Source organism: Xanthomonas citri pv. citri (assembly GCF_000961215.1).
GTDB classification, from domain to species: Bacteria; Pseudomonadota; Gammaproteobacteria; order Xanthomonadales; family Xanthomonadaceae; genus Xanthomonas; species Xanthomonas cissicola.
The window spans coordinates 3,476,644-3,490,992 of sequence record NZ_CP008998.1; the positions used below are offsets into that span (position 1 = coordinate 3,476,644).

Annotated in this window: 10 protein-coding genes; 3 read left to right on the top strand and 7 right to left on the bottom strand. The window is 64.9% G+C overall.

Features of this window, described 5'->3' with window-relative positions; genetic code table 11:
* The first annotated feature begins 19 nt into the window (after window positions 1-19).
* Complete coding sequence (locus AMD14_RS15600; protein WP_011051961.1) at window positions 20-418, top strand: hypothetical protein; 399 nt, start codon at window positions 20-22, stop codon at window positions 416-418.
* A 136-nt stretch (window positions 419-554) separates the two neighbouring features.
* The gene (locus tag AMD14_RS15605; protein ID WP_015472443.1) at window positions 555-1,562 is read left to right on the top strand and encodes an MBL fold metallo-hydrolase; all 1,008 of its coding nucleotides are present in this window, start codon (window positions 555-557) and stop codon (window positions 1,560-1,562) included.
* Between the two features lie 214 nt (window positions 1,563-1,776).
* Here AMD14_RS15605 and AMD14_RS15610 read toward each other — a convergent pair whose 3' ends face one another.
* From AMD14_RS15610 to soxR, 6 genes are all read right to left on the bottom strand, one after another.
* On the bottom strand, window positions 1,777-3,294 hold the full coding sequence (locus tag AMD14_RS15610) for a tryptophan halogenase family protein (protein ID WP_011051963.1): 1,518 nt from the start codon (window positions 3,292-3,294) through the stop codon (window positions 1,777-1,779).
* Window positions 3,295-3,334: 40 nt separating this feature from the next.
* Window positions 3,335-4,387, bottom strand: a complete 1,053-nt coding sequence (locus AMD14_RS15615) for a cupin-like domain-containing protein (RefSeq protein WP_005913415.1) — start codon at window positions 4,385-4,387, stop codon at window positions 3,335-3,337.
* Window positions 4,388-4,391: 4 nt separating this feature from the next.
* On the bottom strand, window positions 4,392-5,150 hold the full coding sequence (locus AMD14_RS15620) for a SapC family protein (RefSeq protein ID WP_011051964.1): 759 nt from the start codon (window positions 5,148-5,150) through the stop codon (window positions 4,392-4,394).
* A gap of 326 nt (window positions 5,151-5,476) precedes the next feature.
* Window positions 5,477-8,635, bottom strand: coding sequence for a TonB-dependent receptor (locus tag AMD14_RS15625; protein WP_015463452.1), 3,159 nt, complete (start codon window positions 8,633-8,635; stop codon window positions 5,477-5,479).
* A 1,018-nt stretch (window positions 8,636-9,653) separates the two neighbouring features.
* On the bottom strand, window positions 9,654-11,663 hold the full coding sequence (locus AMD14_RS15630) for a M1 family metallopeptidase (RefSeq protein WP_011051966.1): 2,010 nt from the start codon (window positions 11,661-11,663) through the stop codon (window positions 9,654-9,656).
* 236 nt (window positions 11,664-11,899) lie between these two features.
* Window positions 11,900-12,334, bottom strand: a complete 435-nt coding sequence (soxR, locus tag AMD14_RS15635; protein WP_005917564.1) for a redox-sensitive transcriptional activator SoxR — start codon at window positions 12,332-12,334, stop codon at window positions 11,900-11,902.
* Between the two features lie 99 nt (window positions 12,335-12,433).
* On the opposite strand from soxR, the gene AMD14_RS15640 reads away from it, so the two are divergent.
* Window positions 12,434-13,807: an MFS transporter gene (locus tag AMD14_RS15640; protein WP_015463453.1), complete on the top strand. Its 1,374-nt coding sequence runs from the start codon at window positions 12,434-12,436 to the stop codon at window positions 13,805-13,807.
* 97 nt (window positions 13,808-13,904) lie between these two features.
* On the opposite strand, the gene AMD14_RS25355 is transcribed toward AMD14_RS15640, so the two are convergent.
* On the bottom strand, window positions 13,905-14,327 hold the full coding sequence (locus AMD14_RS25355; protein ID WP_223293131.1) for a hypothetical protein: 423 nt from the start codon (window positions 14,325-14,327) through the stop codon (window positions 13,905-13,907).
* Window positions 14,328-14,349 lie beyond the last annotated feature (22 nt).

Here is a 14,349-nt window from a genome sequence, read left to right on the forward strand (position 1 = left end):
TCCTTCACAACGGCCGCCCATGGTTCGCATACATACCCCACTGTGGGTTATCACCCTTGCTGCCTTGGCGCTGCAAACCCCTGCCCTGGCGGCCGGCAAGCCGGCCGATCGCGAGGACATCAAGGCTTACGCACTGCAGCGATGCCTGGATGACAACTACACGCATAGCGGCAAGTACGCACCCGATCAGCTGCGCGACCGCTCGTATCTGCTGACTACCTACGCGATGGACAACGCCAAGGCCGGCGCAACCGACCGCCTGCATCGTTTTGTCGATGCCAACACGGCGGGTTTGGACAAGCGCGAAGTCCCGATGAAGGACGAAGCGCGCCGTGGCCCCTTCAATCGCATCTTCGCCCAATGCATGGCGTTCTATCGTTCGCAGGCCTTGGATCAATTCATTGCGCGCGAATTCTGAGATTGGCAGCAGGAGCTGCGAAAAAACAGCGCATGGGCCGCTGTTTCGGACCGCTGCCAGCGACGCCTGCCGTATTGTGTATCCAGCACGCAGAATTGCGTCGACACTCAACCCACGCACATCGACACGAGCCGCAATGACCGCATCTCATCCCTCCCGTTCCCGTCGCACGCTGCTACGCACTGCATTAGCTGCGAGTGCGCTGACTGCGGTGGGGCAGCTCGGCGCTGCGGCACGTCCCCCGGCACGACAAACATCTTCCCAGCCCGGCCCCGCGCCGACTGCACCCTTTCCGACCAAGGGCAGCGTGCTGGTGCTGCTGGGCACCAAGGGTGGCCCGACACCCTCGCCATTGCGGGCGGCGGCCGCCAATGCCTTGGTCATCGACGGGCAACCGTATCTCGTCGATTGCGGCAACGGCGTGGCGCAGCAACTGGCCAAGGCTGGCATTGGGCTGCCCATGCTGCGCGGTATCTTTCTGACCCACCACCACTCCGACCACAACGCCGATCTGCTCAACGTGGTGTGGCTGGCCTGGGCCAGTGGCCTGCAGACGCCGGTGCATCTGTATGGACCACCCGGCATCGCCAGGATGGTGGATGCCTTCGTCGCGATGAATGCCATCGACATCCAGGCACGCATCCGTGAGGAAGGCCGTCCGCCGTTCGAAGCGCTCATTCATGTGCATGAGTTCGACCAGCCCGGTACCGTCCTGACGAACGATCAGGTCACCGTCACTGCCACCTTGGTGGACCATTACACCCTCAAGCCGGCCTTTGCCTACCGGTTCGAGGCGCCCGACCGCAGCGTGGTGTTCTCCGGCGATACGCGCTACCTGCCCGCGCTGGCCGAGTTCGCCAAGAACACCGACGTGCTGGTCCACGAAGTGATGTATCTGCCAGCACTGCAAAGGATGCTGAAAACCAACGACAACGCGCCGACATTGCTCGACCATCTGCTCAAGAGCCACTCCACCAGCGAAGAGGTCGGCATGATTGCGGCTGCGGCCAACGCGAAGATGCTCGTGCTCAATCACTTCGTCCCCGGGGGCGATGCGTCCATCACCGATGCGATGTGGAGCCAAGGCGCGCGCAAGCATTACGCCGGGCCGATCGTGGTGGGCAAGGATCTGATGCGGCTGTAGCACGGGCGCGCACTGCGCCCGCCCGCAGCGATTCAATGCGGCGCCAGAGCGTGTTATGTCCGTTGAGGTGGGTGCGAAGCGTCCTGTGCCGCGTCGCGACAAGGCGTGCGCTGCGGCCCAGGCGGGCCGCCTGGGCAAGCGCGTAACGCGGTATCGGCGCCCACAGGGCGCTTCCCGGAGGGTTGCATCTCTTCTCAAAAGTGCATGACACGCTCTAGGCAGGCACCGGGCTGCGCATTCCCCACACCTGTTCGCCGGCCTTGCAGTAGCGTTCGATGAAGTCCTGCTGCGAGGGCATCTGCTGCACGGCGTGCTGGATCGGTTGGGCGATACCGTCGAGCAGGCGGCGCAGGTCGTGGTCGGAAAATGCGCGCGTCAGCGGGTGATGCTGCTCGGGCGCAATGCCCTGCCCCATCAGCACGTGGGTCCAGGAATCGACGCGGAACAGTTCATCGGCACCCTGCCAGGCGTGCGCGCGTTCGCGCCAGGCACGCAGGCGCAGCGCGAGCGATTCGGGCAGTTCCATCTGCCGGCATTGCTGCCATAACGGTTCGTCGCGCTGGGTGGCGTGGTAGTGCAAGGTGACGAAGTCGCGCACGTGCTCCATTTCAGCGCGGCTGACGTCGTTGAACAGCTGCACCTGCGAGGGCGCAATACCTTCGGCCGGAAACAGCGCCAGCAGCCGCACCACCGCAGAGATGGTGAGATGGATGCTGGTCGATTCCAGCGGCTCGATAAAACCGCTGGCCAGGCCGAGCGAGACCACATTCTTGTTCCAGGCCTTGAGCCGGCGGCCGGTGCGGAACGGCACCATCCAGGGCTCCCTGACGGCAGGCGCAGCCACATCGCGCAGCAGCTTGGCGTGCGCTTGGTCATCGGACAGGTGCTTGCTCGAAAACACCAGGCCGTTGCCGACCCGATGCTGCAACGGAATATGCCAGCGCCAGCCGGCTTCGTGCGCGATGGCGCGGGTGTAGGGAACCGGTGGGCCGAGGGCTTCGGTCTGCACCGCCACCGCACGGTCGCACGGCAGCCAATGGCTCCAGTCTTCGTAGCCGGTGTGCAGCGTCTGCTCGATCAGCAGACCACGGAAGCCGCTGCAATCGATGAACAAATCGCCTTCGATCGTTTGCCCGTCTTCCAGCACCAGGCTGGCGACATCGCCGCTATGCGGCTGCACGGTCACCTGCTGAATCCTGCCTTCGACACGCTTGACGCCGCAGGCCTCGCTGCGCGCGCGCAGGAACTTGGCATATAGCGCCGCATCCAGGTGATAGGCGTAATTGACTGCCGGCTCGCCGTGCAGCGCAAAGCGGTCCACGCGCGAGGCCACCGTCTCCAGGCAGTAATCGCCGAAGCTACCCGGCATGCCGCGGCGCTGGCTTTCCAGCCACAGATGGTGAAACGCGCACACCAGGGTGCTCTGGCCGGTGATGCCGAACGGATGGATGTAGCGCTCGCCGTGGCGGCGCCAATGCTCGAACGAGATCGATAGCTTGAAGGTACCCGCCACCGCACGCAGGAATTCCTGCTCGTCGATCTGCAGGAACCGGTGGAAGGTGCGAATGGGCGGCACCGTGGATTCGCCCACACCGACGGTGCCGATCTGCTCGGACTCGACCAGGGTGATGTCCAGCAAATTGCGGAATTGATGCGAAAGCGCACAGGCAGCGATCCAGCCGGCCGTTCCACCACCGGCGATCACCACCCTGCGAATCTGAGCCTGAGTCACTGCGCACTCCTGCGGAATGGGTTGAGGGCGATGCCGCACATCAGCGGTTCAACTTGCCGATCAGCATGGCGCGCAGCTGCCGCGACAGCACGGGGTCGATCGGGCCGAGCGCATGGCGCGCCGGTTCGGGCAGATGCTCGCCGGCCTGCTCGGCAGGGCCGAACACGTAGTAATCGAACAACGCGCGCCATGCCTGCTTCTCCGCTGTGGGGCGGTCGCGAATCGCCCACAGCGCGTGATACAGCGCCGGCATCGCGGCAGGCAGGTGCGCTGGCGCACGGCTCCACCAGTAGTTGATCAGCACGTTGAACGGATGCAGCGATTGGACGTGGTGCCACCACATGCTGGGAATGAACAACGCATCGCCCGGCTCCAGCACCACGCTGCGCGCATGCGGCAAGGCATCGGCAAAACGCGGAAAGCGTTGCAGGTCCGGATGGGCGACATCGACCATGCTCACCACCTGTCCGCCCGGCGTGGGATCGAGCGGACCCGGATACAGATTGGCGACCTGCTCCGGCGGAAACAGCGTAAAGCGCCGTTGCCCGACCGCACAGCACGCCAGGTTATCCAGCGCATCGTAGTGGCACGAGGCGATCACGCGGTTACCGATCCAGATGCTGGGCTGCACTTGGCCACCGTTGGCCGCGACATCCAGATCGTTGTGCGCGCGCAACCCTGGCAAATTGGCGTCCACCGGCAACGAGGCCAGGTAATAGGTGGGCGGCTGCGGGTCGTCACGATGTGCCGCAATGGCATCCAGCAAGGTGCTCACGCTGCCGCGCTGCACCTGAAAGTTGAGCGCGCTGCAATCGTCGCGATAGAACGGGCGGCTGCCGATCTCCGGGCCGCCATAGGAATACTGCAGGGGGCGACCCGTGTCGTGTGCGCGCAACAGCGCCATGGCCTCATCGGCGCTGCGCAGCCCGGCCTGCACCAGCGACCAGTTGCGCGCAACGCCGCGCAGCACCACCGGCTCGGCGGCGTCGCAAAGTGCGGGCAGCGGCAATCCATCAGGGCCGCAATCGCTGCGCTCGGCAATGGCGATGGCGGCGCCTGCGGCGACAGACGGATCGGTTGCACGTGCGGCCATACGCTCAGGCGTACGCGGCAACGGGGGCGCTGTGCGACTGCTGCAGACGGCGCTGCTTTTCGGCCATCAGCCGGCGCACATTGTGCAGCGATGCCAGCATCAGGAAGGCGCCTTCCAGATAGCCGGCCTGATGCAACTGCTGCAGCGCTTGCGCATCCAGGGCGGCAAGCCGCTCGCGGTCGATGGCGAACAAGCCCTGCAACTGCGTCGCATGGCTAGCATCCAGCGCAACGTCCAGCCGCACCGGCTGGATCAGGCCGAGCGCCTCGAAGGCGGCCGCCATCGCTTGCCCCGCGTCCAGCCCATCGCGGATGCCGCGCAACACGCCGATGATGTGTTCCAGATACGGGCTGTGGCCGCCTTGCGGCAAGAACACCGCCTCGCCCTCGCTGCGGCTGATGCGCGGATGTTCCAGGTCGACATGGATCACCGGCTCCTGCACCAAGGCCCCGTCGACGTGTTGCTCCTGGAAACCGATCAGGAACGGTCCCTTGGCAACGATGCCCGGCAGGTAGCTGGCATTCCAGCGCCCGTCCTGCAGAAACAGGTTTTCATCCTGTGCGAAGCCCAGCAGCGCCACCGGCCGGTAACCACTCCCGGCCGGATCCTTGCGGAAGAACAGCGGGTACTCGCGTTGCAGCTCGGCATATTCGGTCACGAAGGCCGGCACAACGCCCACCGCATCGCCGAATTCCGCACCAAAGCGCAGGATCACGCGCAGGTCGTGATGCGCCACGTTGTTGAGCACTGCGTATCGCGTCATCTAAAGCTCCAGCAGCCGTCCGTCGCGGAGGACTGCAGTCATGGAGGAATTCGGTCGCACGCATTCCCCGCGCGCATATCGATGCTGAGCATTGCCAAAAAAGCGTGCGCCGGCAAGCCGCAGGGCAGCAACATGCTGCGTTACTGCGAAGCCGGCAAGTGACGCATGCGTGCGCACTGCAAGGCCGACTGCCTATACCCCGACGGCGCGGGCGCTGCGGCAATACCCGGCTGCAGACCGCACGCGAGCAACGGCGCAATGGCCGGTTGCGGCCGCCATCACACGATAGCGACCGCAGTATTACGGCTAGAACAACGCGTGATGGTTCAGAACGCGTACCGCACGCCCAGGGTGTAACGCGGCTGCTGGTCGATCAGGCGGATGATCTGTTTCTCCGAGCGGCCGTGCCAACGGACGTCCTCACCGGTCAGGTTGATCGCCTCGAAGCCCACCGACAGCTGCTTGTTGAATGCGTAGCTGACGCTGAGGTCGAACTGCTGATACGGCTCGACGTAGTACGGGTTACGGTTGGCATTGTCCTGGTTGGCAGCGATCAGGTATTCGTCGCGCCAGTTCCAGGCCAGGCGTGCGCTCCAGCCATACTTTTCGTACATCAGCATGACGTTGGCGGTGTCGCTCAGACCGAGCAACGCAAACTGATCGCGATCGATGACCGTGTTATCGAAGGCCACATCCCCTTCCACGATGGTGTAGTTGGCGTAGATGCCGAACCCGGTGCTGCCGAAGAAGTACTGGCCGCCGAGTTCCCAGCCATGGATGTTGGCCTTGTTCTGGTTGATCGGCCGCGACACATCGAACTGATACAGCGGGTCGGAGGCGTTGCCGGCGATATCGTAGGCATTCTCCAGCGCAAGGCTCTGCGCCGAACTGCCGTTGTAGGCGCTCAGCCCGCCGGTGGCAGCAGCATTGCGCAGCAGCGCCATGGCCGCAAACAGCGAGGTGTCGTTGGCCGAACACGCGCCCGCGACATCGTTGCCGGCCGCGCCCACCTGAGCGGCGCAGGCCCCGCTTTGCAGGAACGCCAGTGCGGCCTGGGCATCCGGCCCCGAGGTGGGGTCGGTCAGTCCGTACAGCGATTCACGCGTGACGGTGTTGCCGATGAAATTGCTCACGCGCTTGTTCCAGAACGTGGCTGAGACGTAGCTGGCGTCGGCGAAATACCACTCCAGTGCCAGATCGAGGTTGTCCGATTCCAACGGATCGAGCGTGGGCGTCTGCGAGTCGCCACCGGCGCGGTTGGACGGGTTGATCAGGATCGAGCCGTTGGGCGTGTTGGGCGTGGGCCCGGCGATGAGATTGTTGTACGGCGCGCGCGCGATGGTCTGGCCGAACGAGGCACGGCCTTTCAGCGAATCGGTGAAATCGATGCTGAAGTCCATGTTGGGGAGGATGTAGTTGTAGCTGGTCTTCTCGCTGAAAGGCTGCTGGTCGGTGGAGCGGATCAACTGGAAGTCGTTGTTGGACAGCCACAGCAGCGCGGTGGGCGTGGCCACCTGCGAGGTGGACTCCACGTCGGTACGCTCGTAGCGCAAACCCAGCCGCGTATTGGTGGTCATCCCGGCGATGGCACCGGCAATTTCCAACTGCACGTAGGCCGCGCGGGTCTTTTCTTCCACCCGGTTGTCTGCGGTGTATTGCGGGTTGTACCGCGTGGTTGCGCCGTATTGGCTTCCGCCCCACAGCGCCAGCTGATCGGCACCGCCACGCCATGCACTGGACGCCGCGCCGCTGGGATTGAAATCCTTGAACATGCCGGTGATGCTCACCGGCTGCAGCAACGCGACCATGCCCGGCTCGTTGCCCGCATTGGCCACGCCCCAATCGCCCAGCGGCGAGTTGGTCTCGCTGACTCGGCGTTGCATGGTGGTGTTGGTCGAACTCACGCCAAACTGGAAGCGCCCGTCGTCGAAGTCGAACTTTCCGTCCAGGCGTCCTTCCTTGGTTTCGGTCACCTGCTTTTGGTAGAAAATGCGCAACACCTGCGAGCCGAGCTCGGCGGGCGTGAAGGCGGGATTGACCACGCCATTGGTGTTTGCCAGCGAATCGGCCGCAGTGGGGTACCAGGTGCGTGCGCCGATCGGCAAGGAATTGTTGAACCACAGTTCCTGCCCCCATTGGCCGCCGCAGTACGGCCCATTGGTGCAGTTGTTGGTGCCGGCGAAACTGAAATAGGTCGCGCTGCCGCCCGTGGTCGGGTCGTTGGGCAAGCTTTGCGTCTTGGAATTGTGCGCATCGAAGCTCAACTGGAAGCGGTCGCTCACCTGCCAATCGGCATTGAAGCCCAGCGAGCCGAGCGTGTATTTCTGCTCGTTGCGCTGTTGTTCCATGCCGAAGTCCTTCGCCCCGTTGGGCACATCGCGCAGATAGACCGGCGTAGCCACGGCCTGGCCGGTATCGAAGGTCAGATCGGTAAAGCTGTTGGCACGTTGCAGCCAGATACCCTGCTCACCGCGCTCTTCGCGAATCTCGTTGGCCGAATACGTGTAATCCAGGGTCAGGGTCAGGCTGTCGGTCGGTGCGAACTGCATCACCGCCTGGCCATTCATACGCTCGCGCTGGAAATCGGCGAATGCATAGCGCAGATCGTTGGGCATGCCGTACAACTGGCCGATCGCCGGGGCATTGGTCACCACCGCGTCCGGGCGCAGCGCCGGGTCGGTACCGGTCCAACGCTGGATATTCCAGGTATTTTCTGTGGCTTGGACCGAACCGCCATGGCGCTTCTGGTAGCTGGCGCTCAGGCCGATACCGAAGGTCTTGTCCGGGTTGGTATAGCTGAAGATGCCCGACACTTCCGGGGTGAGCGAATCGCCGAAGGGCTCGGAGCGGTCCGACACCATCTTGGCACCGGCATTGGCCACCACGCCGTCGTGATTGAACGGCTTGTCGGTCTGGATGTTGATCGTGGCACCGATGCCGCCACTGGGCGCGGTCGCGCGGCTGGTCTTGAACACCTCGATGCCGGTGATGGCTTCGGAGGCGAGCTGGGCGAAGTTGAACGCGCGCGTGCCGACATCCACGCCGCCGATCGGCGTCTGGCCGGGCGCGCCGAAGGCATCGGCACCGGGGATCAGACGGCCGTTGAGGGTGACGGTGTTGAACTGCGGGCCGAAGCCGCGTGCGGTGACCTGCGCGCCCTCGCCATCGCGGCGTTCGATGGAAATACCGGTGATGCGTTGCAGCGATTCGGCCAGGTTGGTGTCCGGGAACTTGCCGATGTCTTCGGCGCTGATCGCATCCACCACGCCGGCGGCATCGCGCTTGATGCCCATCGATTGGTTGAGGCTGTTGCGGATACCGGTCACGTTGACCGCATCCAGGGTAGTGGCCGAATCGCTGCTGGATTGCGGCGCCGGCGCGGGCGGCGGAGCGACATCCTGCGCAAAGGCGGGATTGATGACCAACAGGCCGCCAACGAAGGTGAACATGGCCTTCGACTTGAAGCTGTTCAACGTACGACGCATCGATGTGTCCTCGGGAGTGGAGTCCAACCGCCAACGGCCGATATCGCGCCATGCGATACGGCGGAATCGCGGCCACTGCCCGACAGGCCGTGGCCAACGCTGCTGCAACTGCTGGAGCCACCAATCCAACGCCCTGCATGTGTCGTGCGGGCGCAGCCGGCGCTTGGATCGACATGCTCTGCCAGCATCTCCGTCCTTTCACCGCGCCACACGCACCACGCAACAACCGCTCGACGTTGTTCAGTTGCCCTCGATTTGTCCCCTAGCACGCAGGCTGCCGATCGCCCCTTCGACCGTCGACCTGCGGTGTGCCTGCGCGTCCCCGCCGCAGCGACGGCGCTGCTCCGCCATTGCTGCGTTTGTTGCAGGTCCTTGGCACGACGTGCCAGCCAGTGATAGCGCTAACATGCCGCGCAGCCTAGTCAGGGCAGAAAGGGCTTGTCACCGTGCGTTGCAGCATAGTGATGGCTATGCACTGTTACAGCCGATACCGCAGTCGCTTGAGCCCGCATGCGGTTTTCAATGCTGGCGGGGCTGTAAGCGTTATCACGGCATTACGCAAGAACCGTCGGGTCGAACGGTGCAATTTGCACAATGAACGTGTCGCAATGGAGTTGGATGCGGTGACTGCGCAAACCTCGGATCGACGACCCGCGCCGCGCGTCTGGATTGCGCGTGTCCAATTGGGCGATGCATCGAACACGGCAGCGCGCTGCATGCGCCTGCCGATTGCATGTCGCCTGTGTGTCGGTGCGGCAACAAGCGTAGCGTGCGAAGGAGATGGCGCACGTTTCGCAATCGATTGCGCCGCGTTTGGAGCAGCGGACAAACGCAGTCCGTTGTCGGGGGGAGCCCTCGCCACTGCTCAGGAGCCGCGGCGTCTGCGTGCTGCCGATCGATGCCGGACAACTCCTGCGCGCGGCTGGTGGTCAACGCAGGCGACTGTTTCCGTTCCCGTCGGCCGGTCGCCGCACGCAGCCGCCGACGCGACCGCGCTGCGGCCACGTCGGCGCACTGCTCAGCCGGTCACGTCCACGCGCGTGTCGCTGCGGTCGGCATCTGGCAGCACATGGTCCGGGTCCAAGGTGACGTGCAGCACTTTCTGGGTGGTCGGCAAGGTCAGCGTGGGCGTGGCGGTCTGTAGCCAGGTTTCCACCGGCACGCGCCGGTCCAGGTGGCTGCCATCGGCCAGGTCCGCACGCAGGGTCGCCGGCATCACCAGCTTCTGCCGGCTGCGCAATGTGACTTGCACCCCCTTGGCCGGGTCGTGGTCGAGGTAATGCGCGTCGGCGATGCCCATGTCCAGCTGCCAATTGTTGAGATACCAGCCGCGCCACCACCAGGACAGGTCCTCACCGCTTTCGCTTTCCATCAGCCGGAAAAAGTCCGACGGCGTGGGATGCTTGTAGGCCCAGGTGGCGATGTATTTGCGAAACGCAGGATCGAAACGCGCCGGACCCAGGATCTGTTCGCGCAACAGCACCAGGCCCAGTGCGCCCTTGAAGTAGGTCAGCGGATGGCGATAGGTCTCGCTGGTGGAATCGGCATTGTCCATCAACGTCGGCGCACGGGTGTCGGCCAGCAGCGGCAGTATTTCGTCGACCGGGTTGCCGCCTTTGGGCGCGTATTCCGAATCGCGCTTGGGCGCGTATTCGCCCTGGTTGAACGCATCCGATGCATACACGTCGATGAAGGTATTGAAACCTTCATCCATGAACGCATGCCGGCGCTCGTTGGAGCCGACGATCATCGGGAACCAGGTGTGGCCGATTTCGTGCGCGGTGATCCAGAACAGGTCCTTGCCGCCGTCTTCGAAACCATCGAAGACGATGCCTGGATATTCCATGCCGGCGCCATAGCCGCCCAGGTTGATCGCTGCCGGCCACGGGTACGGATACCACTGCGAAAAATGCTCGATGGCGCCTTTGACGTATTCGGTAGAGCGGTTCCACTTGTCTGCGCCCACGCCCTCCACCGGGTACACCGACATCGCAAGCGCGTGCTTGCCGCCCGGCAAATTGATGCGCGCCGCATCCCAGACGAACGCCGGCGATGCGGCAAATGCGACGTCGCGGGTGTGGTCCATGTGGAAGCGCCAGGTTTGCGTGCCCTTGCCCGCCGGCTTGGCCGCATGTGCGGTTACCTCGGCAGGCGTGCGGATCAGCACGGTGCGGTCGCTGCTGCGTGCTTGCTCCAGGCGTTGCTGCTCGGTGCGACTGAGCACGTCCTGCGGATTGGTCAGCGCACCGGAGCCGGCGACCAGAAAGCCCTCCGGCACGGTCACTGCATAGTCGAAATTGCCGTACTCCAGGTAGAACTCCGATCCCAGATTCGGTTGCGTGTCCCAGCCACGCAGGTCGTCGTACACCGCCATGCGCGGGTACCACTGCGCAATCTCGTAGATATCGCCTTGCTTGCTGGCACTCACCGCCGTGCGCCCGCCCCAGGTGCCGGGAATCGTGTAGCGGTACCGGATGTGTACGGTGAGCGCCTTGCCCTGCCCGGCCAACGGCTGCGGCAGATCCACCCGCATGCGGGTGTCGTCGACGATGAAGTGCGCTGACTGGCGGCGCCCGCCTTGATCGATCTCGACACTGGCGATCTGCATGCCATCGGTGAACTCTTTGCGCTTGAGCGGCCGGCTGGCGGCAGCGCGCGCATCGACGCGGTAAATGTTCTGGTCCAGTTGCAGCCACAACACGTCCAGCGTGTCGGGGCTGTGGTTGGTATAGGTGATGGCGGCCTCGCCGCTGAGCGTATGCGTCGCCGGGTCGATGCTGGCGCTGAGATCGTAATCGGCGCGGTTCTGCCAGAACGCCGGGCCGGGCACACCGCTGCCGCTGCGGTAGGCGTTCGGGGCGTCGGGCAATTGCAGGGGTGCGAACAAGGCCAGCGGATCGAACACGCTTGCCGGAGCAGGCGGGGCGGCTGTGGCGGCGCTGGCTGGCGCGGCAGCGGCAAGCGCCGGCGCGGTGACGCAGGCCAGCGACAATGCAACGGTGAGTGATCGGCGCACGGTGGGGGTCATGCGAAATCCTGCGGCGGAAAGGGATTCCCATCCTACGGCGCACGTTGCCATGCGCGGGAATGCCATTGGTCCCGGTTGCGGCTGCCTGAGGTCTCGGACATGCCGCCGACGGATGCTCTGCTCTGCTGGAGCGCCAGCCACGCATCACACGCGCAGACCGTCTCCGCGCCGGTCCACCAACCCCTGGCATAGCCCGGTGCGATGGACCGCTTGGCCAGGCCGACCTACTCCGCCACTCAGGCCCCAAACCGCAATGCCCCGTCACCGCTGTGGCCCATGGCATCGTCCGGATTGCTCAGGCGGCAGCGACGCAGCGACAGGCAGCCGCAGCCGATGCAGTCGGTGAGCTGGTCGCGCAAGGCCTGCAGTTCGTTGATGCGCGCGTCCAGCTGGCCCCGCCAGCGCGCCGACATGCGCGCCCACTCCGCACGCGTCGGCGTGCGTTGATCCGGCAACACGGAGAAGGCATCGAGCACCTGCTGCAACGGCACGCCCAGTCGCTGCGCCACGCGAATCACCGCGATCCGCCGTAGCACATCGCGCGCATAACGGCGCTGGTTGCCGGCAGTGCGCAGGCTGCTGATCAAGCCTTTGCGCTCGTAGAAGTGCAGCGCCGACACCGCCACACCACTGCGCTTGGCGACCTCGCCCACGGACAACTCACGTTGCATTGCCTTGACCTCAACTTAGGTTGAGGCAGGATGCTGCGCGGCCATCACGGGTGCAAGTACCGGTCGCGCCTCTACACACGTTTGGTTCCTGGATGTTCGATGCCCACCGAGAGACCGATCACTGCCGCAGCGCTGTCCATCGAAGCGCAGCCCACCTCCATCCTGGCCGCGCCTTACCGCGCGGCGACGCTGGGCATGGTGGCGCTGGTGTCGCTCAATGCGTTCGAGTCGCTGGCGGTTGCCGCCGCCATGCCGACGGTGGCGCGCGAGTTGAACGGGCTGCCGCTGTATGCGTTGGCGTTCGGCGGCGCGCTGGCCACCAGCGTGATTGGGATGACGGCGGCCGGGCGCTGGAGCGACCGTCGCGGTCCTGGCGGTGCGTTGGCTGCCGGCCTGTTGTGCTTTGTGGTCGGCCTGCTGGTCGCCGGCCTGGCACCGAGCATGCCGATGTTGATCGTCGGGCGCCTGCTGCAGGGCCTGGGGGCCGGCGCCTATTCGGTGGCCTTGTACGTCATCGTCGGGCGGCTGTACCCCGAGGTCTTGCGCCCGCGCGTGTTCGCCGCGTTTTCGGGCGGCTGGGTGGTGCCATCGTTGATCGGGCCGGGCATCAGCGGATTGATCGTGCAGCACCTGGGCTGGCGCTGGGTATTTTTGTCGGTGCCACTGTTGGCGATTCCGGCTGGATTACTGCTGTGGCCAGCGCTGCGCGGGCAGACCTGGACACGCGACAGTTCCGACGCGCCAACCGCTTCGATGGGCTGGGCTATCGGAGCGGCGGTGGGCGTGCTTGGCGTGTATCTGGGCGGGCAACTGCACGGCATGCTGGCACCGGGCGCCATGCTGCCGGCCTTGTTGCTCGCCGCGTATTGCGCCTGGCGCCTGCTACCGGCTGGCACGTTGCGGCTTGCGCGCGGGTTGCCCAGCGTGATCGCGCTGCGTGGCATCGCTGCGGCCGCCTTCTTCGGCTTTGAAGCCTTTTTGCCGCTACTGCTGTCGCGCGAACGCGGACTTTCGCCGCTGCTGGCCGGCGTGGCACTGAGCGTGGGTGCGTTGGGCTGGTTCGGTGGCTCGTGGTACCAGGGCCACAGCCGCGCCGGTTGGTCGCGCCCTCGCCTGCTCAAGAGCGGCGCGCTGTCGATGACACTGGGCATTGCGATCAGCTCAGGTGCGGTGTGGCCGGCGATTCCTGTGACGTTGGCAATTGCCGGCTGGGCGCTGACCGGCCTGGGCATGGGCCTGCTGTATCCCAGCCTGTCGGTGGTACTGCTGTCGCTGTCGCCACCGGCGCAGCAAGGCGCCAACAGCTCTGCCTTGCAACTGAGCGAAGCCATCGCGGTGGCGGCCACCTTGGCGTTAGCGGGCGCATTGTTCGCTGCGCTGCTGACATCGGCCACGCGCGCCGCCTACCTGAGCGTGTTCGTGTTGGCGTGGTTGCTGGCGGTGGCGAGCCTTTTTGTGGCGCGGCGGGTGTGACTTCGTCCGCGTGAACGCGGGCATCGACGTGACACCGCACCGCGATTGCCGAGGCAACATGGCTGGTCGATGGCAGCACGCGAATGACATGCATGGCCTAGCGAGTCGGAACGACCGACGTGATCTCCAGGTTCACCGCATGTCGGGCATCGCTCGATGCCGGCCTGACCATCGCAACGACGCCAGCGCCGACCACTTTGCCGATCCTGCCGGGATCGCAGTGATCGCGAAGGACGAAAGCCTCTCGCAACCGGCTGGTCATTTTTTCGCCACCCATCTTGACAGCGTTGCAGGCCAGGGCCTGCGCACACTTGTCCACAGCCTTGTGCAACGTCCATCCACAGGGGGTGTGGAAAAGATGCGTCGCCTTGCATGCGCCCGAGGCCTTGTGCCCCGCTGGCGCATGTGTCAGGCGCGACAAGCGGGGCCAGCGCAGTGGCGTTGCCGCTGCCGACAACGCGCTGGCCAGTCCCAAACCCGCTTCTAGGTGTGACGCAAAAGAAGCTCGGATCACACGCATGACACCGCCACCTCGCGGTGGC

Bases quoted from the DNA above. Each gene is read 5' to 3' on its own strand.
- AMD14_RS15600 (WP_011051961.1), top strand. From the start codon at position 20: ATGGTTCGCATACATACCCCACTGTGGGTTATCACCCTTGCTGCCTTG.
- AMD14_RS15605 (WP_015472443.1), top strand. From the start codon at position 555: ATGACCGCATCTCATCCCTCCCGTTCCCGTCGCACGCTGCTACGCACT.
- AMD14_RS15615 (WP_005913415.1), bottom strand. From the start codon at position 4,387: ATGGCCGCACGTGCAACCGATCCGTCTGTCGCCGCAGGCGCCGCCATC.
- AMD14_RS15620 (WP_011051964.1), bottom strand. From the start codon at position 5,150: ATGACGCGATACGCAGTGCTCAACAACGTGGCGCATCACGACCTGCGC.
- AMD14_RS15625 (WP_015463452.1), bottom strand. From the start codon at position 8,635: ATGCGTCGTACGTTGAACAGCTTCAAGTCGAAGGCCATGTTCACCTTC.
- AMD14_RS15630 (WP_011051966.1), bottom strand. From the start codon at position 11,663: ATGACCCCCACCGTGCGCCGATCACTCACCGTTGCATTGTCGCTGGCC.
- soxR (WP_005917564.1), bottom strand. From the start codon at position 12,334: ATGCAACGTGAGTTGTCCGTGGGCGAGGTCGCCAAGCGCAGTGGTGTG.
- AMD14_RS15640 (WP_015463453.1), top strand. From the start codon at position 12,434: ATGCCCACCGAGAGACCGATCACTGCCGCAGCGCTGTCCATCGAAGCG.
- AMD14_RS25355 (WP_223293131.1), bottom strand. From the start codon at position 14,327: ATGCGTGTGATCCGAGCTTCTTTTGCGTCACACCTAGAAGCGGGTTTG.